We start from the raw sequence: 23,742 nt of genomic DNA, 5'->3' as shown, positions 1-23,742 counted from the left end.
ATCAGCCGCGCATCAGTCGCTGCCGTGATCGCCATGACCGTTGCGATCTTCCTCCATGCCGAGCTCCTGGATCTTGCGGCTGATGGTGTTGCGGCCGATGCCCAGCAGCTGGGCTGCCTCGATCCGCCGCCCGCCGGTGGCAGCCAGCGCGCGGCGGATCAGGGTGCGCTCGAAGTCGTGCGTGAGCTTCTCGAACACCGCGCCGGGGCTGGCTGCGATCAGGCGGTCGGCTTCCTGGCCGAGGCCGTCGATCCAGCTCGTCGGGGTCTCGCGCGCCGGCTGATCGCGCATCTCGGGTGGAAGGTCGGCCACTTCCACGACCTGGGCGGGCGCCATCACGGTCAGCCAGTGACACAGGTTCTCGAGCTGTCGCACGTTGCCGGGGAAGGGCTGGCTCTGCAGGTATTCGATGGCGGCATCGGAGATGCGCTTGCGCTCCACGCCGAGCTCCTGCGCGCTGCGCTGCAGGAAATGCCTGACCAGCAGCGGAATGTCCTCACGCCGCTCGCGCAGCGGGGGCAGGCGCAGGCGGATGACGTTGAGGCGGTGGAACAGGTCTTCGCGGAACAGGCCCTGGCGTACGCGCTCTTCAAGATCCTGGTGCGTGGCTGCGATCACGCGCACATTGGCGCGGATCGGCTGCTGGCCGCCGACGCGGTAGAAGTGGCCGTCCGACAGCACGCGCAGCAGGCGCGTCTGCAGTTCGGCCGGCATGTCGCCGATCTCGTCGAGGAACAGGGTGCCGCCGTCGGCCTGCTCGAAGCGGCCGCGGCGTTGCGTGGCGGCGCCGGTGAAGGCGCCGCGCTCGTGTCCGAACAGCTCGGATTCGAGCAGGTCACGCGGGATCGCCGCGGTGTTGATGGCAATGAACGGTGCGTCGCGGCGCGGGCTGTGGCGGTGCAGGGCGCGCGCCACGAGTTCCTTGCCGCTGCCCGACTCACCGTTGATCAGCACGGTCGCGTGGGAGTGGGCGAGGCGGCCGATGGCGCGGAACACCTCCTGCATCGCAGGCGCCTGGCCGAGGATTTCGGGTGCAAGCGCCGCCTCTTCTGCTGCACTGTTCTGGTGCATGCCCTGTTCGAGTGCGCGCCGAACCAGTGCAACCGCCTGATCGACGTCGAACGGCTTGGGCAGATACTCGAACGCCCCGCCCTGGAAGGCCGATACGGCGCTGTCCAGATCCGAGTAGGCCGTCATGATGATCACGGGCAGCTGCGGATGGGCGGCCTTCACCTTCTGCAGCAGGTCGAGGCCCGACTCGCCGGGCATGCGGATGTCCGAAAGCATCACTGCGGGTGGCTGGCTCGTGTGTTCGAGGGTCTCGAGCGCCTCGCTGGCGGAGCTGAAGCTGCGGAAGGGGATGTCGTCGCGGCTCAGCGCCTTCTCGAGGACCCAGCGGATGGAGCGGTCATCGTCGATGATCCAGACGTTATTCATTGTTGTATGCACTGTGATGGTGCGCGGCTCGTGGCTTACGCGCGGTCTGAAATCGGCAGCAGGATCGTGAAACAGGTGCGCCCCGGGCGGCTGTCAACATCGATCATGCCCTGGTGTTGCTCAATGAAGCTCTGGGCCAGCGACAGGCCCAGCCCGCTGCCGCCATCGCGTCCCGAAACCAGCGGATAGAAGATCTTGTCGCGAATTTCCACCGGAATGCCGGGACCGTTGTCGATCACTTGCAAGTCCAGTGCCAGCTTGAAGCGACGCTTGGCCAGCGTGACCTGGCGCGCGATGCGGGTGCGCAGGCGGATCTCGCCGTGGCCCTCCAGCGCCTGGGCGGCGTTGCGCACGATATTGAGGATCGCTTGTATCAGCTGTTCGCGGTCGGCGGTCAGTTCGGGCAGGCTGAGATCGTAATCGCGGCGGATGTCGAGGGCGGGGAATTCGGCCAGGATGAGCCGGCGTACGCGCTCGAGCACGTCGTGGATGTTCAGCGGCGCAGGACGCATCATGCAGTGCGAGCTCAGCAGCCGGTTCATCAGGTCCTGCAGGCGATCGGCTTCGGCGATGATGACGTCGGTGAACTCGCGCAGTTGCGGGTCGTCCAGTTCGTGCTGCAACAGTTGCGCCGAGCCGCGGATGCCGCCCAGCGGATTCTTGATCTCGTGCGCGAGGTTACGGATCAGCTCGCGGTTGGCCTGCTGCTGCTGCAGCAGTTGTTCTTCGCGCGCGACGCGCAGCTGGGCGTCGATCGGGCGGAACTCCAGCAGCAGGCGCACGCCGGCGGTGTCGACGGGGCTGACGGTGCAGTCCAGCCGGATCGGGTCGGCGTCGCCGCGGGTGATCGTCAGATCCTGGCCGGTGTAGCTCCAGTTGGTATGCAGCGCGTTCTCGAGTGCGGCGCCGAGTCCCGTCGGCTCGCCGAGCAGGCGGCTCAGCGGCAAGCCCAGCAGCTTACGCTGGCTGATGGCAAACAGGTTTTCCGCGCCCGGATTGATGTAACGGATGACGAGCTTGCCATCCACCAGCACGACGGCGGAGGACAGCAGCTCGAGGCCTGCGAAGGGGCCTGTGGCGATAGGGGGCGGAGACTTCGGCATGGGCGCGTCCTGTTTGTCTTCCCGATGACATGCAAGATGCGCGCCAGCGACTTATCTCAGACCCGAGATCTCCCGGCGCAGGGCTTCGATGTTGCGCTTGTGCAGTTCGACCTTGTCCTTGAAGGGCTGCAGGCGGTCGAGCACCTTCTGGTAGTTGCGTTCGTCGCCCATGCGCACCGACTCCTGTTCGGCAAGCGCCTGCTCGGCAGCGGTCAGCGCGCCCTCTTCGGTGGCCAGTTCGGCTTCCAGGACCTGGCGGCGGGAGTCGTCCCGGGCCCGCTGGTCGGCCGGGCTCACGCGCGGGAAGCCGGACGGCGTGCCGGCGGGGCTGGCGGCGGGGCCTGCGGCCGGGCGGCGGACCGGCGCGGGCACGGTCGAGATTGTCTGGTCGGTATCGAGTGCCTTGCAGCCGCGCGCCACGTTGCGGTCATTCGTGTAGGTGATGCGGCCTTCGGCATCGGTGCATTTGTACACCTCGGCCTGCGCAGGAAGAACGGTACCCAACAGCAGGATCAGGGGGAGGATTCGAAACAGTCGCATGTTCGTGTCCGCGGGCTTGCTGCGCCAGGCGGAAAGGTCCGGCCTGCGCCATCCTGACGGTATGAAGCCCGATTAGACCCGATAAAAAAAGGACGGGCAATGCCCGTCCTTTTCTGGGAGCGCAGTAATCCGGGGATTACAGGCTGTAGTACATGTCGAACTCCACCGGGTGGGTGGTGATGCGCATGCGGTCGACTTCTTCCTGCTTCAGCGCGATGTAGGCGTCGATGAAGTCGTTGGAAAACACGCCGCCACGGGTCAGGAACTCGCGATCCTTGTCCAGGTACTCCAGCGCCTGTTCGAGGCTGGTGCACACGGTCGGGATCAGCGCGTCCTCTTCCGGCGGCAGGTCGTACAGGTTCTTGTCGGCCGGGTCGCCCGGGTGGATCTTGTTCTGGATGCCGTCCAGGCCCGCCATCATCAGTGCGGCGAAGCACAGGTAGGGGTTGGCCAGGGGGTCCGGGAAGCGCGCTTCGATGCGGCGACCCTTCGGATTGGCGACGTAGGGGATGCGGATCGAGGCCGAACGGTTGCGGGCCGAGTAGGCCAGCTTGGTCGGGGCTTCGTAGTGCGGCACCAGACGCTTGTACGAGTTGGTACCCGGGTTGGTGATGGCGTTCAGCGCACGGGCGTGCTTGATGATGCCGCCGATGTAGTACAGCGCGGTCTCCGACAGGCCGGCGTAGCCGTTGCCGGCGAACAGGTTCTGGCCGTCCTTCCAGATCGACTGGTGCACGTGCATGCCGGAGCCATTGTCACCGACGATGGGCTTGGGCATGAAGGTGGCGGTCTTGCCGTACTGGTGGGCGACGTTGTGCACGATGTACTTCAGCACCTGGGTCCAGTCGGCGCGCTTGGTCAGCGTGCTGAACTTGGTGCCGATCTCGCACTGGCCCGCGTTGGCCACTTCGTGGTGGTGCACTTCGACCGGCACGCCGCAGGCTTCGAGCGCGAGCACCATGGCGGCGCGCACGTCGTTGAGGCTGTCGACCGGCGGCACCGGGAAGTAGCCGCCCTTGACGCGCGGACGGTGGCCGGTGTTGCCGCCTTCGAACTTGTCGGCGGTGGACCAGGCGGCCTCTTCCGAGATGATCTTGCTGTACACGCCGGACATGTCGACCGACCATTCGACCGAGTCGAAGATGAAGAACTCGGGTTCCGGGCCGAAGTAGGCGGTGTCGCCGATGCCGGTGCTCTTCAGGTAGGCCTCGGCGCGCTTGGCGATCGAGCGCGGATCACGGTCGTAGCCCTTGCCGTCGGACGGCTCGATGACGTCGCAGGTGATGACCAGCGTGGTCTCGTCGAAGAAGGGGTCGATGTAGGCGGAGCTCGGTTCCGGCATCAGGATCATGTCGGAAGCCTGGATGCCCTTCCAGCCGGCCAGCGACGAACCGTCGAACGGGTGGCCGTGCTCGAAGTGCTCTTCCTCGAAGGCCGAAACAGGCAGGCCGACGTGGTGTTCCTTGCCGCGGGTATCGGTGAAGCGCAGGTCCACGAAGCGGACTTCGTTTTCCTGGATCATCTTCATGACGTCTTGAGCGTTCATTTTCACTCCTGGTGAGATGAGGCGGTGTTTGTAACGAGCGGTCTTGCACCGGCGGTCACCAGTGCGTGAATTTCGTGGTTCAGACAAAGCACTAAGCGTGCCAGCCCTTGTTTCACCTGCAGATCATTGTGCCACAAGGGGGATGTGCGAAAGCGGTGCCTTTGGGGTTGTGCGAACGCACCATTATGGTGCGTTTGATGCGTTGAATGCACCATTATGGTGCGGACTGGCCGTAGAAGCTGATCGAACGGTAGTGGGCGTGCTCTGCCAGCCAGGCTTGCCGCCGTCGCTGGAGCGCCGACTCGCTGTCGGGTGGCAGGGCGGCAGGCAGCAGCACCTCGACATCGACGCGGTTGCCCAGGTAGTGGATCTGGATGCGTTTGGGCTCGACGGCGTCGGTGCCGAGCAGCGCATGCACCATCGCGACGACCTCGTCGCGTTCGGGCAGCGGCCCCGGGGGTACCGTCTGCAGATCGCCGTCGTCCTCCGGGTCGATATGGACCAGGACGTCCTGCACTTCCGGATGCGCCGAGCGTACGCGCAGATAGACCGCGTCGGACACGCGGTGTCCTTCCGACACCGTGAGCCTCGGTGCGACCTGGACATGCGCGTCGCACAGCACGCGGTCCGCCATGCGCCGCGTGCGCATGTCGTGCAGTCCGATCACGCCGGGCGTCTGCTCGATGGTCTGGCGGATGCGCGCGAGCTCCTCTTCCGACAGTCCGGTGTCGATCAGTTCGCGCACCGCCTTCCAGGCGAGGCGAAGGCCCATGTGCAGGATCAGGAAGCCGACGACCGCTGCCGCGAGTGGCTCGAGGAAGGGGTAGCCGGCCAGGCTGCCGCCGATGCCGGCGGCGACGACCAGCGACGACGCCGCGTCGGAGCGGGCGTGCCATGCGTTGGCCTCGAGCATGGGGGCGTTGAGCCGCCGCGCGGCCGCGAGCGTGAAGCGGAACAGGCCTTCCTTGGCCGCCAGCGTGAGCAGCGCCATGACCAGCGCGGCCGGGTGGAGCCCAGGCTGGGCGCCCATGTTCTGCAGGCGCAGGCCCGAACTCCACAGAAAGCCGATGCCGACCGCGGCAAGCACGCCACCGAGCAGCATCGTCGTTGCCGTCTCGATGCGGCCGTGGCCGTAGGGGTGATTGGTGTCGGCCGGGTCCGCGCCACGCCGGCCCGCCAGCAGCACGAGCAGGTCGGTGACCAGGTCGGACAGGGTGTGGGCGGCGTCCGCAACAAGGCTGAACGCGTTCGCGAACAAGCCGATCGCCACCTGCGCGACCGACAGGGTGGCGTTGGTGATGATGGCGACGATGGTCGCGCGCTGGATGTCGCGGCCGCGAACGGCTTCGTCGGTGTGCTGGACGCGTGAGGGACGGGCGGCGGAGAGGGGCAGATCGGGGTCGTTCATGCAGGGGGGCGGGATGGACGCGCTATACTTCGGTCAATATTGGATTCTAGACGGATGTCCGCATGGGAACCTTGTCAGATCTGCTTGCGCTCGCGCAGCAACGTGCGCTCAATCTCGACGTGCCCTACCAGGGCGCGCTGACGCCCGGCGAGGCGTGGCAGGTGCTGCAGCTTGCACCCGGAGCCAGGCTCGTCGACGTGCGCTCCCGCGCTGAACTCGACTGGGTCGGGCGCGTGCCCGACGCGGTGGAGATCGAGTGGGCCTCTTGGCCGGGCATGCAGCGCAACGCCAACTTCGTCAGCCAGCTCAGGCATCAGGTCGATCCGGAGGCGCTTGTCATGTTCATGTGCCGCTCCGGTGCGCGCTCGGACGGTGCCGCGCGTGCGGCCGTCGAGGCCGGCTACAGCAACTGCTACAACGTCCTCGAGGGCTTCGAGGGCGACAGGGATGCCAACGGCCAGCGCAACCGCATCGGCGGCTGGCGTCACGCCGGTCTGCCCTGGCATCAGGGCTGACACATCCCGACAACACGGGCCGGAGCGACGCCGGAACCCCTCCAGGCGCCCGCCGGTCCGACATACGAAGGTAACGCCCCACAGGAGCCGGATTCGCATCATGCAAGTAGCCACCATCAGCTTCGACCGCTTCAACGTGCTCGCCGACAACGAGGCGCAGGAGCGCATCCGTGCCGCCCGCGCCCGCCTCGGCGAACGGGCGGTGCTGCTGTGCCACCACTACCAGCGTGCAGACGTGTACCAGCACGCCGACCTCACCGGTGACTCGCTCAAGCTCGCCCGCCTGGCCTCGCAGACCGACGCCGAGTACATCGTGTTCTGCGGCGTGCATTTCATGGCCGAAGTCGCCGACATCCTCTCCAATCCGAGCCAGATCGCGATCCTGCCCGACCTCGCCGCCGGCTGTTCGATGGCCGACATGGCCAACCTGGCCAAGGTCGAGCGCTGCTGGCGCGAACTTGCCGAAGTGCTCGACCGGCCTGACGAACGGATCACGCCGGTCACCTACATCAACTCGGCGGCCGATCTCAAGGCCTTCTGCGGTGAGCACGGCGGCATCGTGTGCACCTCGACCAACGCGCCGACCATCCTCGACTGGGCGTTCTCGAAGCGCGAGAAGGTGCTGTTCTTCCCCGACCAGCACCTGGGGCGCTGGACCGGCTACAAGAAGGGCATCCCGCTCGACGAGATGGTGGTGTGGGACCCGGATCTCGAATACGGCGGGCTGACGCCCGAGCAGATCCGCAAGGCCAAGATCCTGCTGTGGAAGGGGCACTGCTCGGTGCACCAGATGTTCCAGCCGGTGCATATCGACCGCTGGCGCGAGAAGAACCCGCAGGGCCTCGTGATCTCGCACCCGGAGAGCAGCCTCGAGGTGTGCCAGAAGTCCGACTACGTCGGTTCCACCGAATACATCATCAACACGATTGCGGCCGCACCCGCAAACACGCACTGGCTGGTGGGCACCGAGCTCAACCTCGTCAGTCGCCTGGCCGAAGAGATGAAGCCGCAGGGCAAGGTCGTGCAGTTCATGGCGCCCACGGTGTGCATGTGCTCGACGATGCAGCGCATCGACCCGCAGCATCTGGCATGGACGCTCGAGAATCTTGCCGAAGGCAATGTCGTCAACCAGATCAAGGTGCCGCAGCACGAGGCCGAACTCGCGCGCATCGCCCTCGATCGCATGCTGGCGGTGTCCTGAGCCGCTACCCCGGAGCCCGGCGGCCATGACGCTGAGGATCTGCAGCTACAACATCCACAAGGGCTTCTCGCAGTTCAACCGCCGCATGGTGGTGCATGAACTGCGGGATCGCCTGCGCACGCTGGACTCCGACCTCGTCTTCCTGCAGGAGGTGCAGGGCCTGCACCTCGTGCATCCCAACCGCCATCCGAACTGGCCGGCGCTGCCGCAGCATGAGTTCCTGGCGGAAGAGGCCTGGCACGAGACCGCCTATGGCGGCAATGCGGTGTATGACCACGGCCACCACGGCAACGCCATCCTCAGCCGCCACGCCATCCTCAGTCAGGCCAACCAGGACGTGTCCGACCATCGCTTCGAGCGCCGCGGCCTGCTGCATTGCGAGATCGAGCTGCCCGGTTTCGATGTGCCGGTGCATTGTGTCTGCGTGCATCTCGGCCTGATCGGCGGCAGCCGCCGGCGGCAGATGGAGGCACTGGCCGAGCGCATGGAGCGTCTGGCGCCCGACGGCGCGCCGCTCATCATCGCCGGCGACTTCAACGACTGGCGCAACCGCGCCGACAACCTGCTTGCGCATCGCCTTGGTCTCACCGAGGCCTTCGGCAGCGGCCGCGGGCGGCCGGCACGCAGCTATCCGAGCGCGCTGCCCTTCTTCCGACTCGACCGCATCTACGTGCGCGGCTTCCGTGTGCGACGTGCCGAGGTGCATTTCGGCGCGCCCTGGGCGCAGATCTCCGACCATGCGGCCCTGACGGCCGAACTGGAGCCGCTGGCTTGATTCCCAGCCCGCTGCCAGGGAATGCCCTGACGCTGCTGGAGAATGGCGAGCAGTATTTCCCGGCGCTGCGTGCCGCCATCGACGGCGCCGAGCGCGAGATCTTCCTGCAGACCTACATCTTCGAGCCGGACGAGACCGGCCGCAGCGTCGCCGATGCGCTCGAGCGCGCGGCGGCGCGCGGGGTCGAGGTGCGCGTCATGGTCGACGGCTTCGGCGGGCGCAGCTTCGTGGCCCAGCTGATGCCGCGGATGATCGAGCGGGGCGTGCAGGTGCTGATCTACCGGCGCGAGCTGCGGCCGCTGTCGCTGCGTCGCCACCGCCTGCGCCGGCTGCACCGGAAGGTCGTGGTGATCGACGGCCGGGAGGCCTTTGTCGGCGGCATCAACATCATCGACGACTACGAGCACGGCGCGGCGGTACCGCATCCGCGTTTCGACTATGCGGTGCAGGTGCGGGGGCCGGTGCTCGAACAGATCGTCGCCTCCGTGCACCGCCTGTGGCGCCTGGTGGTGTGGGCGAGCTTTCGCCGTCGCCAGCATGCGCCCTTGATCGCGCCGGCGCAGACGGCCGTCGTTGGTGACATCCGCGCCGCCTTCGTCGTGCGCGACAACCTGCGCTTTCGTCACGCGATCGAGGACGCCTATCTGTCGGCGATCGGTCGCGCCCGCCACGAGATCGTGATCGCCAACGCCTACTTCTTTCCGGGGCGGCGTTTCCGCCAGGCCTTGACCGATGCGGCTGCGCGCGGGGTGCGCATCACGCTGCTGCTGCAGGGCGTGGCAGATCATCCGATGCAGCGCTATGCCACGCGCGCGCTCTACTCGTATTTCCTCGCGCGTGGCATCCGCTTGTTCGAGTACCACCGAAGCCACCTGCACGCCAAAGTGGCGGTGGTGGATGGTTACTGGACAACAGTGGGGTCGAGCAACATCGACGCCTTCAGCCTGTTGCTGGCGCGCGAGGCCAATGTCGTGATCGAGGACAGCGCCTTTGCCCGGCAATTGCGAGACAGTCTCGAGCGTGCCATCTGCAGCGGCGCGACCGAACTGCGTCCGGCCGACTGGCAGCGCCTGTCGCTGCTGCAGCGCGCGCTCAACTGGGTCTCCTACCAGCTCGTTCGCCTCGCGATCGGCCTGGCCGGCTACGGCGGCAAGCACTGAGTCTGCCGACGGCGTGCCCTCAGCGCCCGATCAGGACGGCGTGCTCGACCTTGGTGCAGCGGTCCATCACCACTTTCAACCCGGCGTCGGCGGCGCGTCGTGCCGCCTCGGGTGCGATCACGCCCAGCTGCAGCCACAGGCCGCGTGCGCCGATGGCGATCGCGTCGTCGACGATCGGCATCACGTCCTCGGGGCGGCGGAACACGTCGACCAGGTCCACCGGGCCCGGGATCTCGCGCAGGCTGGCGTAGCACTTTTCCCCAAGCACCTGGTCGCAGGCCGGATTGACCGGGATGATCGTGTAGCCGGCGGCGCGCAGGTAGCGCGCGACCTCGTTGCTCGGCCGCTGCGGGTTGGGCGACAGGCCGACGATGGCGATGGTCCGCGTGTCCTGCAACAGGGCGCGGGTGGCGGCGCGGTCTGCGCTGATGTCGTTGATGTGCATGGGACTCCTCAGTCGATGTCGGGGGCTGGCGCATGGCGGCAGCGCGGGACGGCGGCGAGCCGCCAGTGGTGCAGCGCCCAGCTCCATACTTCGGTGAGCGCTGCGCGGTCGAGTCCGGCAGGCGGGGCCTGGCCGAGGAAGCGCAAGGCCGCGACCAGCGCCCCCGCGGGTGGATGTGCGTCGACCGCGCGGGCCAGGGTCTGCTTGGAGAGCTTCTCGCCGGCCGCGTTGGTTGCCACCGGCAGGTGCGCATAGGCGGGCTGCGGGAAGCCGAGCAGCTGTTGCAGGTGAATCTGGCGCGCAGTCGAATCGAGCAGGTCGGCACCGCGCACCACGTGCGTGACGCCGGCGTCGGCGTCGTCGACGACCACGGCGAGCTGGTAGGCGAACAGGCCGTCCGCGCGCAGCACCACGTAGTCGCCCGAGTCCTGCGCGAGATCCTCGCGCTGAGGCCCCTGGACGGCGTCGTCGAAGGCGACGACGCCGTCGGCGCGTACGCGCCAGGCCCGCGCGCTGCGACCGGGTGGCAGGCCGTTGCGGCAGGTGCCGGGATAGCGGCGCGAGCCATCGCGCGTCAGTGCGGAGTCGGCCATCTCGCGCCGGGTGCAGGCACAGGCAAAGGCGTGGCCGGCAGCCTTCAGGCGCTCGAGGGCGGCGGCGTAGGCCGCGGTGCGACGGCTTTGCCAGACGATGTCGCCGTCCCACTCGAAGCCGAGGCGTGCCAGCGTGGCGATGAGGCCGTTAGCGGCGCCCTCCACCGTGCGTGGCGTGTCTACGTCCTCGATCCGCAGCAGCCAGCGGCCGCCACGGCTGCGCGCATCCAGGTAGCTGCCTGCGGCCGCCACCAGCGAGCCGAAATGCAGGGGGCCGCTGGGTGAGGGGGCAAAGCGGCCAGTGGGCGGGCGCGACGCCAGGGGGGCTGAAACGGTCACGTGAGCAAACGGGTGGGCGGTGAGGTGTGAAAGCCGATTGGGCGGAAGCCGATGGTGCCAGCTCCGCGCGATGGGTGGGATTCTGCATCAATTGCCCTCGAGCGGCACGGGGTGGAGCGGTTTGCATTTCGAGACGCTTGCCGGGGGGGAATTGATTCCTGTCAATCCACTACCCGGCACCGGGCGGGTAGCATCGGGTCAAGTTCGAAGCGTCGTTGTCCGTCACGCATCGTCTGCCCCATACGACTGGAGAGTTCCCATGAAAAAGACCCCGCTAATCCTCGCCTCCGTGCTTTCCGTCCTGCTCGCTGCCTGTGGCGGGCAGGATTCGGGCAGTTCGGCAGGCTCCGCGCCGGCGCCTACGGCCGCCGCGCCTGCGGCGGCACCTGCACCTGCGGCTCCGGCTCCGGTTGCCGCAGCGCCGGCCAATGCCGCGGGTGAGAGCATCTACAAGAAGACCTGCGCACTCTGCCACGCCGCCGGCGTTGCCGGTGCGCCCTTGCCCGGCAACAAGGACGAGTGGGCCCCCCGCATCGCGCAAGGCAAGGACACGCTGTACAAGCACGCCATTGAGGGCTTTACCGGCGCCAAGGGCATGATGCCGGCCCGTGGCGGCGCGGCGACGCTGAGCGACGACGACGTCAAGGCCGCGGTCGACTTCATGGTGGCGAAGTCGCAGTAAGCCCGCAGCGCGTTCCGCAGCAATCGAGACGGAGGCGAGAGCCTCCGTCCTTCGTTAACGGGACCCGATGTCGGGCGTGCTTCAGTGGGTATGGCCGGAGTGGGTCGAACTGCGCAGGCCATTCATCACGCGGCGGTCGACCTCGGGAAACGCGAGGGCGCGGCCGCCATGCTCGGTGACGAAGCGCTGCGCAGCAGCAAGGTCGGCAAAGGCCGGCAGGTCGGGCCCGCGCATCGGCCCGCGCGCCCCGGAGTCGATCACGAAGGCGGCCTGGCGTGCGTCGAGCCAGGTGCCGCTGCTGAAATCGGCGACGTACATCGCGGCCGCATCCTCGGCGGTGTGGATGGCGTCGAAGCGTCCGGGTTCTTCCAGGAACATGAAGAGGTCGACCGGCGAATCGAAGAAATGCGCCGAGCCGTCCTTGAAGATGACCTGTGCCGCCCACTTCGGGAAGCGCGCCGGATACATGCCGCATACCGGGCAGCGGGCGTCGGCGGGAACTGGCCGGGCGTCGTACATGGCCAGTCCCGAGGCGGGGTCGTAGGGGTGCGCGGCGGATGCGCGCGCGGGCGGGACGATGCAGATATCCTCGTCCGGGGGCGAGAACGCGACGCTCGTCGGGCGCGCCGAGTACTGCCAGAAGAGCGTGCCTGCCGCCACGACGCATGCCGCGGCGGAGCCGAGCAGCAGCGTGCGGGCGGCGGCGGTCACGCCGATGCCCCCAGCAGCGGGTCGCTCGCCAGTGCGACGAGCAGCGCCGACACGTTGGCTTCCGGGCTGGCGTCGATCCGGGTGACCGGGTCGGCGACCACGGCGCCGTCGGCGCAGTGCAGATGGTTCGGCGCCGTCGTCAGATGAGGGTGTGTCGGGGCCGTATCGATGCAGAGTTCTGCGGCATCGTCCGTCATGCCGGTGCGCCAGCGCAGCGAGTAGGCGTCGGATGCCGCATAGCGCACCGTCAGCGTGACGCCATTGCGCAAGCCGATGGTCAGCGCGTCCTGGTTCAGCTGGGGCGGGGCGGCCAGCAGGTCGCCGTGCGCGTGAGCGACGTGCTCGAGGATGGCTGGATGCAGGTTCATTGGCCGTTGACCTCCTTCAGGCGCTCGCTCATCGCCGTCCGTGCCGCCTGGTGGGTCTCGGCGAGGATGCGCGCAGCGAGGTAGTGCTCGTACGCGGGATGCGCGTCGATGTCGCCCGCTACGATGCGGGCCAGCAACGCGTGCTCGTCGGTGGCGCCGACGGCCTGCAGCACGGCACGCCGGTTCTCCCGGGCTTCGTAGATCAGGCGCGACAGGGGCTGCAGTTCGGCCGCCGCGTCGGGCGGCAATGCGTCGTAGATCGGATTCATGTCCTGGTGCGTTCCTTACATTGTCTGGTCGTGGAGGGCGCCGCCGTCCAGGTTCGCCATGTCGGGCGTGACCTCATCGAACTTCAGCACCTTGCCGCCGTGCTGGGCGGCAAAGGCCTGGGCATCGGCCTGGGAGGAGAACGACGCAGCGGTTGGCCCCATCGAGCCGAGGCGCTTCGAACCGAGCACGTAAAAGGCCTTCTTCGCGTCGATCCAGTTGCCGACCGGCTTGTCCCAGTCCGTCTTGCCCATGTCCTGCACGAACAGTGCAGTCACGAGCCGTGCCTGCTCGGGGTTCAGGTAGACGTTGAACATCTCCAGCGTGTCGCAGAACCAGTCCGGTTGCGACAGGCCGCTGTAGTGGATCTGGGCCTTGGGTCCGGGGTAGTCGCCGAGCAGCATGCCGTCGAGCGAACAGCTGGTGCTGCGGTCGATCTCGAGCGCCACCACCGAGCCGCTGCCGCCGCTCGGCGCGCCGCAGGCGGCGAGCAGGCCGGTGGCGGCGCCGGCGATGAGGAAGCGGCGTCGGTCGAAGGGAGAATGCTTGCAGCCATGGTGTGTGCACATCGGGAGAGTCTCCAGTCCGTTCGATTACGCGCGGCCCGCGCCCAGGCGGAAGCGCCAGGCGGCGACCGCCAGCGGGACGACGATCCAGCCCGCCATCACCAGCCCCAGCAGCCAGGGTTGGGCCAGCGCGGGCGGGAAGACGGTGGCCAGGCCATACAGCGTGCGCACGTCTTCCAGCGAAAAGATGTTGAGGATGCGGAAGACGTCGGCCGGGTTCAGGAGCAGCAGGTAGGGCAGGGCCTCGCCACCCCACTGGCCGGCGGTGACGACCAGCACGCCCAGCAGCAGCAGGTCGAAGATCAGCACGAAGAAGAACCACATCGCGATCGCCAGGCCCGAGGCGCGGGTGCGGTCGGCGGCGAACACCGACAGCATCACCGCCAGGCTCAGGAAGGCGCAGCCCAGCAGCACCGAGCTGAGCATGAAGCCGACGTAGTGGAACAGCGCGTTGAGATCGAGCTGGGCCGACAGCACGACGCCGACCAGACCGAAGCCGGCGACGGTGGAGAAGGTCAGCGCGCCGGCCAGCCCGAGGTACTTGCCGAGCAGCAGTTCGAGGCGGGTGATGGGCATCGACAGCAGCAGGTCGAGCGAGCCGCGTTCGCGTTCGCCGACGATGGCATCGAAACCCAGCACCAGCGCGATCAGTGGGATCAGGTAGATGACCAGGCTGACGAGGCTGGCGATGGTGACCTCGATGGAGCGGAAGCCCACCGTGCCCTGCTGTGCGGCGCCGAAATAGGCGATCGACAGCGCGAAGGCGGTGAACACCAGCGCCACGGCCAGCACCCAGCGGTTGCGGATGCGGTCCCAGAATTCCTTGCCGGCGATGGCGGCGATCTGCGAAAACTCCATGGTCCGCCCCTTAGTCGGAGAAGCCGAAGAACACGTCTTCGAGCGAGGGTTCGCGCACGGTGAGGTCGCGCACCTTGCCGTCCAGCGTGGCCAGGGCGGCGATCACCGCCATTTTGGCGTCGCGCTGGCACTGCACCGCGATGTGTCCGTCGCGCGCCTCGATCGCGCCCACCGGCAGGTGGCCCAATGCGGCGCGCACCGCCTCGAAGTCGGCCGGATCGACGCGCACGCTGAACCACAGCGGCAGGTCCATCTGCTCGCGCAGTGCCTGCACCGTGCCGGTGGCCTGCACCTTGCCGGCGGCCATGATGGCCAGGCGGTCCACCCGTTCCTGGATTTCGGCCAGGATGTGCGAGGTGATGACCATGGTCACGCCCTCGCTCTTCAACTGCCGCAGGATGGCGTAGAAGCCGCGGATCGCCTCGGGGTCGAGGCCCGTCGTGGGTTCGTCGAGGAACAGGATGCGCGGCTTGCCGAGCAGGGCCTGGGCAAAGCCGAGACGCTGGCGCATGCCCTTGGAGTACTCGCGCACGCGGCGCTTCGCGGCATGGATCAGGCCCACGCGTTCGAGCAGGGCGAGGTTGTCCTTGCCCGGCACGCCCTTGAGCCTGGCGAAGAAGTGCAGGGTTTCCAGGCCGGTGAGATTGTCGTAGAGCACGACGTTCTCGGGCAGGTAGCCGATCTTGCGCCGCACCGTGCGGAAGTCGCCGCCCGAGCCGCCGACCGGTGCGCCGTCGATGCGGATCTCGCCGCCGGTGAGCGGGATGAGGCCGAGCATCATCTTGAACATCGTGCTCTTGCCGGCGCCGTTGTGGCCGATGAGGCCGAACAGCTCGCCTTCCTGCACCTCGAGGTCGACGCCGTCGACCGCATGGATGCTGCCGTAGTGCTTGCGCACGCCGCGGGCGACGATCACCGGCTTCATGCCTGCCTGCGGGTGCTTAGGAGCGGGGGAAGTATCGGCCACGCCATTGGCTCCAGTCGGGGTTGTGCGGCTGCATGCGCGGCTTGGGGTCGACGATGCTCGGCGCGCGCAGCAGCGGGAACTGCTGGCCCACCAGTCGCAGCGTCTGCACCGCCGGGCTTGCCAGCAGCAGCTTCATCATCGGGTGGCGCCAGGACAGGCGGTCCACCATGTCGTTGGCCTCGTACTGCACGTCGCCGGCGCCGTCGCCGTTGCGGTCCCAGCCGAGGTAGTTGCTCCAGTAGTTGCCTTCCTTGACACCCCAGGGCATGTCGCGGGCACCGACGTAGCGCACCTGCTCGCGGTTGGCGATGAAGTCGTTGCCTTCGACCTCGTTGTTCTTCGAGCCAGCCCACAGATGCACGCCGACCAGGTTGTCGATCACGGCATTGCCTCGCAGGACGTTGTATTCGGCGTCATAGATGAAGAAGCCGCGCTGGTTGCCGGCGACGACGTTGTTCTCGATCACCGAGTCCTGGATCGTGCGCAGCATGATGCCGTGGTCCGAATTGGCCCAGGCGCGGTTGTTGCGCACGGTGAGGCGGCGCACTTCCATCAGCGCCAGCCCGCCGCGGTTCATCCAGCTGTCGTTCCCTTCCCACAGGTTGTCGTAGGCATTCATGTAATGCGTGCCGTAACGGCTGTGGTGCAGGCGGTTGTTGCGGAACACCGCGTCATGCGAGACATCGACGTACAGGGCGTCACGCACGAAGCTGATGTTGTTGCCGATGATCTGCGCGCGCCGGGTGTTGTAGAGCTGGATGCCGTTGCCGCGCTGCGACGACTGCAGCTCGCGCTTGCCGGTGATCAGGTTGCCTTCGATCAGCACGTCGTTCGACTGCTCGATCCACAGCCCGAACAGCGTGTAGGAGAAGTCGCAGTTGCGCACCACCGTATGGTGCGAGCCCGGCCAGACGTAGATGCCCGCGTTCTGTTCGCGCAGGCTGGCACCGGAGTCGGCGATGATCAGGCCTTCGATCGTGACGCGCTCGGCCTTGATGCGGATCGTGTCGCCGCGCAGGCCGCCGGAAATCGTCGGGCGGTCGAGGCCGCGCAGGGTCAGCGGCTTGGTGATCAGCAGGTTTTCGACATAGCGGGCGCGCTCGATCTCAAGGGTGTCGCCCGGGGCGGCGCGGTCGATCGCCGCCTGGATGGACTCGCCGGCCTTGATCTGCCACACCGCAGCCGCAGCCGGACCGGCCAGCGCCGCGATCAGCATTGCGGCGGCAAGGGTGCGAAGAAGGCGGAAGGAACGGTGCATTGCACGAGACGCGTTGGACATTGGTGCACAGTATGCGGCGTAATGTCGCATCGGTACTTGATCTAGGTGAAGCGCTTCGGGCGCGAACCCGCGCGGTTGAAAGCACGGCGCCGCCTCTGGGGGCGGCGCCGTGCGCGAGCGGAATGCCGGCGCCTCAGAGCTGGATGAACCCCAGGCTCTTCAGCACCAGGAACAGCGTGGCGCCGATCAGCAGGTTCTTGAAGCCGACATAGCAGATCATGTCCATCGGGCTGGCCTTGCGGTAGCGCTGACCCCACCACGGGCCCTCCTTCACATAGGGCTTGGAGCCGAGGCGCACGACCACCTCGAACACGCTCCAGCCGAACCACCAGCCGATGATCGCGCCGGGGGTCAGGTTGCCCATCGCCGCCAGCACCCAGGCGACGGTGGCGGCGAGCGCGAGCGCCAGGCCGGCCGCCTGGATCGCGCGCTGGCGCTGGAAGCCGCTGCGGCTCCAGGGCCACAGGTGGTCCCAGATCTCGGCGCCGATGCGCGCCAGGGCGCCGCCGCCGGCATAGGGCGGGGTCACCGGTTCGGTCATGCTGCGGGGGTCGATCATGATGCGCTCCTCGTCGATGTGGCGGCGCTCAGGCCTTGGCGGCCGGCGCGGGCTTGATCGGGATGTAGTAGCCGTCCTTGCCGATCGGCGTGAGCGGCAGGCCGGCCTTCGTGCGGCGCTTGCGTTCCTGTGCCAGCGGCGGGCAGGCGTGCTCGTCGGTGTACAGGATCATGCAGTCGAGGCAGTGCATGCATTCGCGGTGATCGATGCGACCGTGCTCGTCGATCGCCAGCGAGCCGCAGCCGACCGCGCAGGCCTTGCAGCTGTTGCACTCCTGCTTGCGCTTGAGGCCGAACCAGCGGAAGGTCGACGGCATCGCGAGCGAGGCGCCGAGCGGACACAGGTACTTGCAGAACGGCCGCTCGATGAAGATCGACAGGCCGAGCAGCACCGCCACGAACAGGGTGTAGGGCCAGGCGCGGTTGAACATGCCGACGAGGAAGGTGGTCTTGAACGGCTCCACCTCGGCGAGCATCTCCGCCAGCCCCATCGAGAACACCGACACCGCCAGCAGGGCGAAGAACACGCCGTACTTGATCCACTTCAGGCGGTTGTGCCACTTCATCGGCAGGGCGAACTGGAAGCGCTTCAGGCCGATGGCGCCGGCGACCTTGTAGATCAGCTCGGACAGCGAGCCGAAGGGGCACATCCAGCCGCAGAACAGACCGCGGCCCCACACGAAGGTGGTGAGGATGATGAAGATCCAGAACAGGAAGATGAAGGGATCGGTGAGGAACAGCTCCCACTGCCACTGGAACAGCAGCGAATGGAACCAGGTCAGCACCTGGGTGATCGAGGGCTGGGCGAGCAGGCCGAAGCCGACGAAGCCGATGCTGATCACCCAGAAGGTGTACTTGAAGGCGTTGACCGGCCACTTGTTCTTGCGCGTCGAGCGGCGGGTCAGCGCATCGCGGTTCGCATAGACCACGGCCACGGCGACGAGCAGCGCGGCGAACAGGCCGATCTCGAGCGCGCGCGACTTCCAGACCTTCACCCATGGCGCGTCGGGCTTGACCACCTTCGGCCGGCCGCCGTCCAGATGGCGGTCCGCCAGCCAGTATTCGGTGTCGAAGTTCACGAAGGTCCGTGCGCCGGTCTCGCGGTCCACGCGGTTGCCGAGGAAGATGAACTTCCACGGGAAGGCGCCGGAGAAGGCGGGCGAGCGCACGATGAAGATTGCCGATTCGTTGAAGCCCGGCGCGCCGGCGGCGTTGATGCCGTACAGGTTGAGGTAGTCGAGGTCGCGGAAGGTGAAGGCGTCCTGGCCCTGGCGGATCTGCACGCGATCATAGATGCCGCCGCGCACGAACCCGGAGCCCTTGAAGGACTCGTCGCCGGCGGTGCGGATCACGAACAGGGCGTGCTCGCCTTCGCCCAGCCGGGCCATCAGTGCGCGCCAGCCGCTCTCGCCCAGGATCGAGCGTCCGATCTCCGGATGGTTGAGGTAGCCGAACCACAGGTCGATGAACGGGGTGGCGCTACGTGGCAGGCCGACCTGCTCGGTCGCCACCTTCAGGTTGCGGACCGCACCTTCGGCCACCAGCGTGGCCCAGTCGAGCGTGCGGCCGGAATCGACGAACTTCGCCTGCGGCCGGATCGTCGGCTCGAGAATGCCGACCTGACGCGCCACCGCGGCGCCCGAGGTCATCATCACCTGGTTCTGGGCGATGACGGTGACGGTTGCGCCGGAAATCGCATCCAGGCCGATGATCTCCTCTTCCGGGCGGGAGCGGCCGATCTCGATGTTGTCGCCGACGAACTTGCCGAGGTACTGGTTGTTGAAGGCGATCAGCGCGCTTTCGGGGATGCCCAGCAGCAGGATCGGCTCGGAATGCTTGAGGATCTTCACGCCGACGAAGCGTCCCTCGGTATTCATGCCGATCAGCGTGACGACCGGCTTGCCCGAGTAGGCGGGGGTGTCGGTGATGTCGGTCGACAGCATGACGTAGCCGACGAGCTTGCGCTGTCCGCCCTCCTCGGCATAGGCCTCGACGTAGGGCGGCTGGCCCTTGCGTTCGGAGAATGAGGTGGCGCCCGGCAGCACGTCGGCACACGGGACGTAGTTGCAGAGGGCTGGAGAGGTGCTCAGTTCGGCCGGCAGGGCGGCCTCGTAGGCGGTCTGGGCCGTGGCCGGCGTCGCCGTCGTTGCCAGCGCGGCGGCAAGGATCAGCGAGGACAGGGCGCCGCACAGTGCGGACAACAACTTCATGGCGCGCTCCATAAGGAAATTACGATGGAGTCTAGAAAAGCGGGGCGGTGATGTATTTGTTTCGTATCAATTTGCCGTGGCCGTCGATGCCATCCGCCCAAAAAGCAACAGGGGGCTCGTCGCCCCCTGTTGTCATGCAGTGCTACTTCGTCTGACTCACGCCTCGACGATCATGCGGCTGCGCATCTCGAGGTGCAGGGCATGGCAGAAGTGCGTGCAGTAGCACCAGAACACGCCCGGCTTGTCCGCCTTGAAGGTCACCGACTTGGTTTCCTGCGGGTTGCAGATGAAGTTGACGTTGTACTTCGGGATGGCGAAGCCGTGCGTCAGGTCCTCGATCTTGTCCAGGTTGGTCAGGATGATGGTGACTTCGTCGCCGACCTTGAGCTTGAACTCGCGTGGCTCGAAGGCCGGGGCCAGCGAAGTGATCTTGACCGTGACCTTGTTGCCGTCGCGGAACACCCCGGCTTCCTTCGGATCCTTGACCGCGAGCGGGAACTCGTTGATGTCGTACACCTGCTTGGGCTGCAGCAGCTCGCGCTTGAAGATGATGAAGTCGTGCGGCTCGGGGCGGACCGGGTGGTCGGCCATCAGCACCATCTTCTCGCCCGAGATGTCGACCAGCTGCTCGGTTTCGGCGTGCAGCGGGCCGACCGGCAGGAAGCGGTCCTTCGAGAACTTGCAGCCCACGCACAGCCACTTGCCGTCGGCGAACATGGTTTCCGATTGCGAGGCGTTGATGTGGCCCGGCTGGTAATGCACGTCGAGGCGGTCGACCACGTACTGCGCGTTCTTGTCGCCGGCGTGGAACTTGATGGCAGCATCGACGTTCCACTTCACGATCTGGCTGTCCAGGAACAGCGTGGTGTAGGCGTTGCCGCGGCCGTCGAAGGCGGTGTGCAGGGGGCCGAGGCCGATCTCGACTTCGGCGACGATGGCCTTGTCCAGGTCGTCGAGCTTGCCGTCGAACCATTCGAGCACCTTGGCCAGCTCGATGACGGTCGCCGTGGGCGACAGCTTGCCGGCGCAGATGAAGTACTTGCCGTCCGGGCTGGCATTCACGCCGTGCGGGTTCTTCGGCACGGTCACGTAGGCGACGAGGGCGGTGGCGGGATCGGCGTTCGAGGCCTTGGTACCGTCGACCACCGGCACCTTCGATGCACCGAAGGTCTTGAACTTGCCGTCCTTCACGGCCTGCTCGATGCGGGCGATGTTGAAGAAGATGCAGGCGTCGCGTTCGGCCGACATCATGCCTTCGTAGTGGTAACCGCCCTCGGTGTTGTACTGGTTCGAGGCGGCCAGCTTGCCGTCGAACGACGTGGCGACGAGGTCGCAGTTGCCGTCGATGAGCACCTGCCAGCGCACTTCCATGCTCTCGGCGTCGACGCAGCTGAAGAGGGCGCGGTACTGTTCCGGCGCGTTGACGTCACGGCCGTCGTTGGGCAGCGGAGTGTGGAACTCGGCGCCGCAGAACACGCGCGTGGTGTAGTTGATCGCGGGATCGACCGGATCGCGCTTGTCCGGGAAGATGCCGTGGAAGCCCTGCACGTTGGGCAGCTCGGTGATCTTGTCGCAGATCAGGTAGTCGAGGCGGATGCGGGCGATGCGGCTGTTGATCTTGTCGTTGATCCAGGCGTAGCGGCCGTCGTAGTTGCCGTCCTTGTAGGAGGCGTGGGTGTGGTGGGTGTCACCGACGGTGTAGCGCAGGCTGCCGTCGGGCTTGGTGCCCATGACCGCCTTCGACTCGTTGGTGATGCCCCAGCCGACCAGCGCGTCGGGAACGAAGCAGGGCACGCGGTGCAGTTCGCGGCCCGAGGGCAGGCCGAGGACGCGGAAGTCGCCGGTGTGGCCGCCGCTCCAGAGGCCGTAGTAGGTGTCGAGCTCGCCCGGCTTCAGGTGCACCGAGTCGTGGACCGCTTTCGCCGCCGCGGCGGGTGCGGGGGCGGCAGCGGGGGCTGCAGCAGGCGCGGGCGCGTCCTTGTTGCAGGCCGACAGGCCGACAGACAGGCCGGCACCGGCCAGGCCGGCCAGCGCAGCCGAATTCAGAAACTTGCGGCGGCTCGGGTCGGGCATCGCGTCGACCTGGTTCATCTTGGCGTCTTCGTTCATGATCTTTCGCTCCCGTTACTGACGTGATCGGTGTTCGTCCAGTCATCCGGGGTTCGTGCGCCGTGGCGCAGGGTAGGCGGATGCCTGTGACAAAATGTCCTGTGGCGTTTTGTCGCAGGTGCACTCTAGGTCTGCCTGCTTGCGCAAACCTTGATCTTGGTTAAAGACGCGGACATTCCCTTGGAAAGCCATCTGCGCGACCCATCAGAGGATCTGATCAGCATGCACCCGCCACCGGCCCCACCCGACGGACCGTCCAGTCACCGAGCCGATGGCCCCGGCGGGCCGCGTTTCGCCGTCGCCGAGATCGCCGCCCTGCGTGTCGATCGGTCCCGACTGATCCAGTTGCGCTGGTTCTCCGTCGCGGCCATGGTGGCGATGGCAGTGATCGCGTTTCCACTGCTGGCGCCCGGGCATCCCGCACAGCCCCTGCTCGGTGTGGCGCTGGCGCTGGCTGCGGTGAACCTGGCGCTGCAGGGGGGGCTGGCACGCTGGCTCGACGGTCGTGGCGGCGCGTTCGTGCAGCTCGTGCTCGACCTCGTCGCCTGGGGGGCCTTCCTGTACTTCGGCGGCGGCGTGACCAATCCCGCCATCTCGCTGCTGTTGCCCGTCGTCGCCGTCGGTGCGTCCATCCTGCCGTCGCGCCAGGCCTGGGCGCTGGCCGCGGTGGCCGTCGGCGTCTACGCCCTGCTGTGGGAGTTCCACCATCCGGTCCGTCTGGCTGACGCGGCGTCCGCCATGTTCTGGCACCTGGCCGGCATGTGGGCCAGCTTCGCGCTGGCTGCCGTCACCGTCGTGTGGTTCATCGTCCGCCTGAACGCGGCCATCGCCAGGGGCGAGGCGGCGCTGGCGCAGGCGCAGGCGGCGCGCGCACGTGACGCCTACGTGGTCGGCCTGGGTAATCTGGCGGCAGGCGCCGCCCATCGACTGGGCACCCCGCTCGGCACCCTGCGCATCGTGGCGGACGAGATGGCGCGCCGCACGGACCTGCCGGCCGAGGTCGAGGACGACGTGGCGCTGATGCGCGAGCAGATCGATCATTGCCGCGACCTCCTCAACAGCCTGACGCAGGAAACCGGGCAGCAGCGTGCCGAGGGCGGCGGGCAGGCGGCGGCGGCGGCCTGGCTGCGCGAGTGCGTTGCGCGCTGGCAGCGCCTGCGGCCGGCGGCAGCGCTGCGGCTCGATGTTTCGCCCGAGCTGGCACTGCACGGCATCGTCGCAGACGCCAGCCTGGGCGAAGGGCTGCAGAACCTCATCGACAACGCCGCCAATGCCAATGCCGCCGCCGGACACGCCGCGCAGGCGGTGGAGGTGCGCGCGTGGCTGGCGGACGCGACGCTGCATGTCGAGGTGGCGGACCGCGGTCCCGGGCTGTCTGCCGAGCGCGTGGCGGCGGCGCGGCATGCGCCGCTGGGCAGCCATTCGTCGGGCATGGGCGTGGGATTGATGCTGGCGCATGCGGCCGTCGAACATCATGGCGGGCAACTGTCGTTCCATTCGCGTCCGGGCGGTGGCACCATTGCACGCCTTGTCCTGCCGCTCCGCTCGAGTGCCGAATGACCGTCGAACATGCTCCGACCCTGCTCGTCGTCGATGACGATCCCGCCTTCAACCGTGTGCTGGTTCGGGCGCTCGCGCAACGCGGCTTCGACACCTATGGTGCGACCGACAGCGAGGGCGCGCTGGAACTGGCGCAGGATCATGCGCCCGAGTTCATCGTGCTCGACCTGAACATCGGGGGCGAATCCGGATTGAAACTGATCCGTCCGCTGCTCGAGGCCAGCCCGGGGGCGCGCATCCTGGTGCTGACCGGTTACGCAAGCATCGCCACCGCGGTCGATGCGGTGAAGCTCGGCGCCATCCAGTACCTGGCCAAGCCGGCCGAAGTCGACGCCATCATCAAGGCCCTGCGCGCCGAGGACGTGGTCATCGACGACCGTGCGCCCGATGCGCCGCTGTCGGTCGACCGCCTGGAGTGGGAGCACATCCAGCGCGTGCTGGCCGAACACGAGGGCAACATCTCCGCCACGGCGCGTGCGCTGCAGATGCATCGCCGCACCTTGCAGCGCAAGCTCGCCCGTCCGCCGGCCGGCGCCTGAGTCCCC

At 67.4% G+C, this 23,742-nt stretch carries 24 protein-coding genes; 7 read left to right on the top strand and 17 right to left on the bottom strand.

Annotated features, from left to right (window positions below; all coding sequences use genetic code 11):
- Nucleotides 1-12 precede the first annotated feature (12 nt).
- The 5 genes from ntrC to AC731_RS12480 all read right to left on the bottom strand — a co-directional run bounded on the left by ntrC (nt 13) and on the right by AC731_RS12480 (nt 6,034).
- Complete coding sequence (ntrC, locus tag AC731_RS12500; protein WP_048706544.1) at nt 13-1,437, bottom strand: nitrogen regulation protein NR(I); 1,425 nt, start codon at nt 1,435-1,437, stop codon at nt 13-15.
- A 35-nt stretch (nt 1,438-1,472) separates the two neighbouring features.
- Nucleotides 1,473-2,540, bottom strand: coding sequence for a nitrogen regulation protein NR(II) (glnL, locus tag AC731_RS12495; RefSeq protein WP_004292858.1), 1,068 nt, complete (start codon nt 2,538-2,540; stop codon nt 1,473-1,475).
- Between the two features lie 51 nt (nt 2,541-2,591).
- The gene (locus AC731_RS12490) at nt 2,592-3,080 is read right to left on the bottom strand and encodes a DUF4124 domain-containing protein (protein WP_048706538.1); all 489 of its coding nucleotides are present in this window, start codon (nt 3,078-3,080) and stop codon (nt 2,592-2,594) included.
- 136 nt (nt 3,081-3,216) lie between these two features.
- Complete coding sequence (glnA, locus tag AC731_RS12485; RefSeq protein WP_004264013.1) at nt 3,217-4,626, bottom strand: type I glutamate--ammonia ligase; 1,410 nt, start codon at nt 4,624-4,626, stop codon at nt 3,217-3,219.
- Between the two features lie 214 nt (nt 4,627-4,840).
- Nucleotides 4,841-6,034, bottom strand: coding sequence for a cation diffusion facilitator family transporter (locus AC731_RS12480; protein WP_082794321.1), 1,194 nt, complete (start codon nt 6,032-6,034; stop codon nt 4,841-4,843).
- Between the two features lie 62 nt (nt 6,035-6,096).
- Here AC731_RS12480 and AC731_RS12475 point away from each other — a divergent pair, with 62 nt between their 5' ends.
- From AC731_RS12475 to clsB, 4 genes are all read left to right on the top strand, one after another.
- The gene (locus AC731_RS12475) at nt 6,097-6,549 is read left to right on the top strand and encodes a rhodanese-like domain-containing protein (protein ID WP_004264015.1); all 453 of its coding nucleotides are present in this window, start codon (nt 6,097-6,099) and stop codon (nt 6,547-6,549) included.
- Between the two features lie 100 nt (nt 6,550-6,649).
- Nucleotides 6,650-7,750 (top strand): quinolinate synthase NadA, encoded by a 1,101-nt coding sequence (nadA, locus tag AC731_RS12470; protein WP_048706535.1) that lies wholly within the window; start codon nt 6,650-6,652, stop codon nt 7,748-7,750.
- A gap of 25 nt (nt 7,751-7,775) precedes the next feature.
- Nucleotides 7,776-8,525 carry an endonuclease/exonuclease/phosphatase family protein gene (locus AC731_RS12465; protein ID WP_048706532.1) on the top strand — a complete coding sequence of 250 codons (750 nt, stop codon included), beginning with the start codon at nt 7,776-7,778 and terminating at the stop codon, nt 8,523-8,525.
- Nucleotides 8,522-9,685, top strand: coding sequence for a cardiolipin synthase ClsB (clsB, locus tag AC731_RS12460; protein WP_082794320.1), 1,164 nt, complete (start codon nt 8,522-8,524; stop codon nt 9,683-9,685). The genes AC731_RS12465 and clsB overlap by 4 nt, the downstream gene beginning before the upstream one ends.
- Before the next feature lie 19 nt (nt 9,686-9,704).
- On the opposite strand, the gene AC731_RS12455 is transcribed toward clsB, so the two are convergent.
- Together AC731_RS12455 and gluQRS are read right to left on the bottom strand one after the other, a co-directional pair.
- Nucleotides 9,705-10,130 carry a CoA-binding protein gene (locus tag AC731_RS12455; protein WP_048706528.1) on the bottom strand — a complete coding sequence of 142 codons (426 nt, stop codon included), beginning with the start codon at nt 10,128-10,130 and terminating at the stop codon, nt 9,705-9,707.
- Between the two features lie 8 nt (nt 10,131-10,138).
- A complete protein-coding gene (gene gluQRS / locus AC731_RS12450) occupies nt 10,139-11,062 on the bottom strand; it encodes a tRNA glutamyl-Q(34) synthetase GluQRS (RefSeq protein ID WP_082794319.1) in 924 nt (307 codons plus the stop codon).
- A 259-nt stretch (nt 11,063-11,321) separates the two neighbouring features.
- Between gluQRS and AC731_RS12445 the strand changes: the two genes are divergently transcribed.
- Entirely contained in the window at nt 11,322-11,744 is a 423-nt protein-coding gene (locus AC731_RS12445) for a c-type cytochrome (protein ID WP_048706526.1), read from the top strand.
- Between the two features lie 81 nt (nt 11,745-11,825).
- Here AC731_RS12445 and AC731_RS12440 read toward each other — a convergent pair whose 3' ends face one another.
- The 10 genes from AC731_RS12440 to nosZ all read right to left on the bottom strand — a co-directional run bounded on the left by AC731_RS12440 (nt 11,826) and on the right by nosZ (nt 21,637).
- Nucleotides 11,826-12,455: a nitrous oxide reductase accessory protein NosL gene (locus AC731_RS12440; RefSeq protein WP_082794318.1), complete on the bottom strand. Its 630-nt coding sequence runs from the start codon at nt 12,453-12,455 to the stop codon at nt 11,826-11,828.
- Entirely contained in the window at nt 12,452-12,823 is a 372-nt protein-coding gene (locus tag AC731_RS12435; protein ID WP_048706519.1) for a toxin-antitoxin system TumE family protein, read from the bottom strand. The genes AC731_RS12440 and AC731_RS12435 overlap by 4 nt, the downstream gene beginning before the upstream one ends.
- Nucleotides 12,820-13,092 carry a hypothetical protein gene (locus tag AC731_RS12430; protein WP_048706516.1) on the bottom strand — a complete coding sequence of 91 codons (273 nt, stop codon included), beginning with the start codon at nt 13,090-13,092 and terminating at the stop codon, nt 12,820-12,822. The genes AC731_RS12435 and AC731_RS12430 overlap by 4 nt, the downstream gene beginning before the upstream one ends.
- 15 nt (nt 13,093-13,107) lie before the next feature.
- The gene (locus AC731_RS12425) at nt 13,108-13,659 is read right to left on the bottom strand and encodes a nitrous oxide reductase accessory protein NosL (RefSeq protein WP_048706513.1); all 552 of its coding nucleotides are present in this window, start codon (nt 13,657-13,659) and stop codon (nt 13,108-13,110) included.
- A 24-nt stretch (nt 13,660-13,683) separates the two neighbouring features.
- Nucleotides 13,684-14,514 (bottom strand): ABC transporter permease, encoded by an 831-nt coding sequence (locus AC731_RS12420; RefSeq protein WP_048706511.1) that lies wholly within the window; start codon nt 14,512-14,514, stop codon nt 13,684-13,686.
- A 10-nt stretch (nt 14,515-14,524) separates the two neighbouring features.
- Nucleotides 14,525-15,439, bottom strand: a complete 915-nt coding sequence (locus AC731_RS12415) for an ABC transporter ATP-binding protein (protein WP_237266530.1) — start codon at nt 15,437-15,439, stop codon at nt 14,525-14,527.
- 16 nt (nt 15,440-15,455) lie between these two features.
- Nucleotides 15,456-16,739 carry a nitrous oxide reductase family maturation protein NosD gene (locus tag AC731_RS12410; protein ID WP_048706505.1) on the bottom strand — a complete coding sequence of 428 codons (1,284 nt, stop codon included), beginning with the start codon at nt 16,737-16,739 and terminating at the stop codon, nt 15,456-15,458.
- Nucleotides 16,740-16,893: 154 nt separating this feature from the next.
- Nucleotides 16,894-17,319 carry a hypothetical protein gene (locus tag AC731_RS12405; RefSeq protein ID WP_048706501.1) on the bottom strand — a complete coding sequence of 142 codons (426 nt, stop codon included), beginning with the start codon at nt 17,317-17,319 and terminating at the stop codon, nt 16,894-16,896.
- 28 nt (nt 17,320-17,347) lie between these two features.
- Entirely contained in the window at nt 17,348-19,528 is a 2,181-nt protein-coding gene (locus AC731_RS12400; protein WP_048706498.1) for a NosR/NirI family protein, read from the bottom strand.
- Nucleotides 19,529-19,684: 156 nt separating this feature from the next.
- Nucleotides 19,685-21,637 (bottom strand): TAT-dependent nitrous-oxide reductase, encoded by a 1,953-nt coding sequence (gene nosZ, locus AC731_RS12395; protein WP_048706496.1) that lies wholly within the window; start codon nt 21,635-21,637, stop codon nt 19,685-19,687.
- A gap of 222 nt (nt 21,638-21,859) precedes the next feature.
- On the opposite strand from nosZ, the gene AC731_RS12390 reads away from it, so the two are divergent.
- Both AC731_RS12390 and AC731_RS12385 read left to right on the top strand, forming a co-directional pair.
- Nucleotides 21,860-23,197, top strand: a complete 1,338-nt coding sequence (locus tag AC731_RS12390) for an ATP-binding protein (protein ID WP_048710075.1) — start codon at nt 21,860-21,862, stop codon at nt 23,195-23,197.
- Nucleotides 23,194-23,736, top strand: coding sequence for a response regulator transcription factor (locus AC731_RS12385; RefSeq protein ID WP_004264068.1), 543 nt, complete (start codon nt 23,194-23,196; stop codon nt 23,734-23,736). The genes AC731_RS12390 and AC731_RS12385 overlap by 4 nt, the downstream gene beginning before the upstream one ends.
- Nucleotides 23,737-23,742: the final 6 nt, after the last annotated feature.

The sequence above is a fragment of the Thauera humireducens genome (assembly GCF_001051995.2).
Lineage (GTDB): Bacteria > Pseudomonadota > Gammaproteobacteria > Burkholderiales > Rhodocyclaceae > Thauera > Thauera humireducens.
The sequence above is the reverse complement of the archived record's forward strand: the minus strand, read 5'-3'. Positions and strand labels throughout refer to the sequence as shown.

Coding starts and splice junctions, on each gene's coding strand:
- AC731_RS12465 (WP_048706532.1), top strand. CDS start 7,776: ATGACGCTGAGGATCTGCAGCTACAACATCCACAAGGGCTTCTCGCAG.
- AC731_RS12415 (WP_237266530.1), bottom strand. CDS start 15,439: ATGAAGCCGGTGATCGTCGCCCGCGGCGTGCGCAAGCACTACGGCAGC.
- AC731_RS12410 (WP_048706505.1), bottom strand. CDS start 16,739: ATGCACCGTTCCTTCCGCCTTCTTCGCACCCTTGCCGCCGCAATGCTG.
- AC731_RS12490 (WP_048706538.1), bottom strand. CDS start 3,080: ATGCGACTGTTTCGAATCCTCCCCCTGATCCTGCTGTTGGGTACCGTT.
- ntrC (WP_048706544.1), bottom strand. CDS start 1,437: ATGAATAACGTCTGGATCATCGACGATGACCGCTCCATCCGCTGGGTC.
- AC731_RS12405 (WP_048706501.1), bottom strand. CDS start 17,319: ATGATCGACCCCCGCAGCATGACCGAACCGGTGACCCCGCCCTATGCC.
- glnA (WP_004264013.1), bottom strand. CDS start 4,626: ATGAACGCTCAAGACGTCATGAAGATGATCCAGGAAAACGAAGTCCGC.
- AC731_RS12430 (WP_048706516.1), bottom strand. CDS start 13,092: ATGAATCCGATCTACGACGCATTGCCGCCCGACGCGGCGGCCGAACTG.
- AC731_RS12390 (WP_048710075.1), top strand. CDS start 21,860: ATGCACCCGCCACCGGCCCCACCCGACGGACCGTCCAGTCACCGAGCC.
- AC731_RS12475 (WP_004264015.1), top strand. CDS start 6,097: ATGGGAACCTTGTCAGATCTGCTTGCGCTCGCGCAGCAACGTGCGCTC.
- nadA (WP_048706535.1), top strand. CDS start 6,650: ATGCAAGTAGCCACCATCAGCTTCGACCGCTTCAACGTGCTCGCCGAC.
- AC731_RS12420 (WP_048706511.1), bottom strand. CDS start 14,514: ATGGAGTTTTCGCAGATCGCCGCCATCGCCGGCAAGGAATTCTGGGAC.
- AC731_RS12435 (WP_048706519.1), bottom strand. CDS start 12,823: ATGAACCTGCATCCAGCCATCCTCGAGCACGTCGCTCACGCGCACGGC.
- AC731_RS12425 (WP_048706513.1), bottom strand. CDS start 13,659: ATGTGCACACACCATGGCTGCAAGCATTCTCCCTTCGACCGACGCCGC.
- glnL (WP_004292858.1), bottom strand. CDS start 2,540: ATGCCGAAGTCTCCGCCCCCTATCGCCACAGGCCCCTTCGCAGGCCTC.
- AC731_RS12445 (WP_048706526.1), top strand. CDS start 11,322: ATGAAAAAGACCCCGCTAATCCTCGCCTCCGTGCTTTCCGTCCTGCTC.
- AC731_RS12455 (WP_048706528.1), bottom strand. CDS start 10,130: ATGCACATCAACGACATCAGCGCAGACCGCGCCGCCACCCGCGCCCTG.
- AC731_RS12400 (WP_048706498.1), bottom strand. CDS start 19,528: ATGAAGTTGTTGTCCGCACTGTGCGGCGCCCTGTCCTCGCTGATCCTT.
- AC731_RS12385 (WP_004264068.1), top strand. CDS start 23,194: ATGACCGTCGAACATGCTCCGACCCTGCTCGTCGTCGATGACGATCCC.
- AC731_RS12480 (WP_082794321.1), bottom strand. CDS start 6,034: ATGAACGACCCCGATCTGCCCCTCTCCGCCGCCCGTCCCTCACGCGTC.
- nosZ (WP_048706496.1), bottom strand. CDS start 21,637: ATGAACGAAGACGCCAAGATGAACCAGGTCGACGCGATGCCCGACCCG.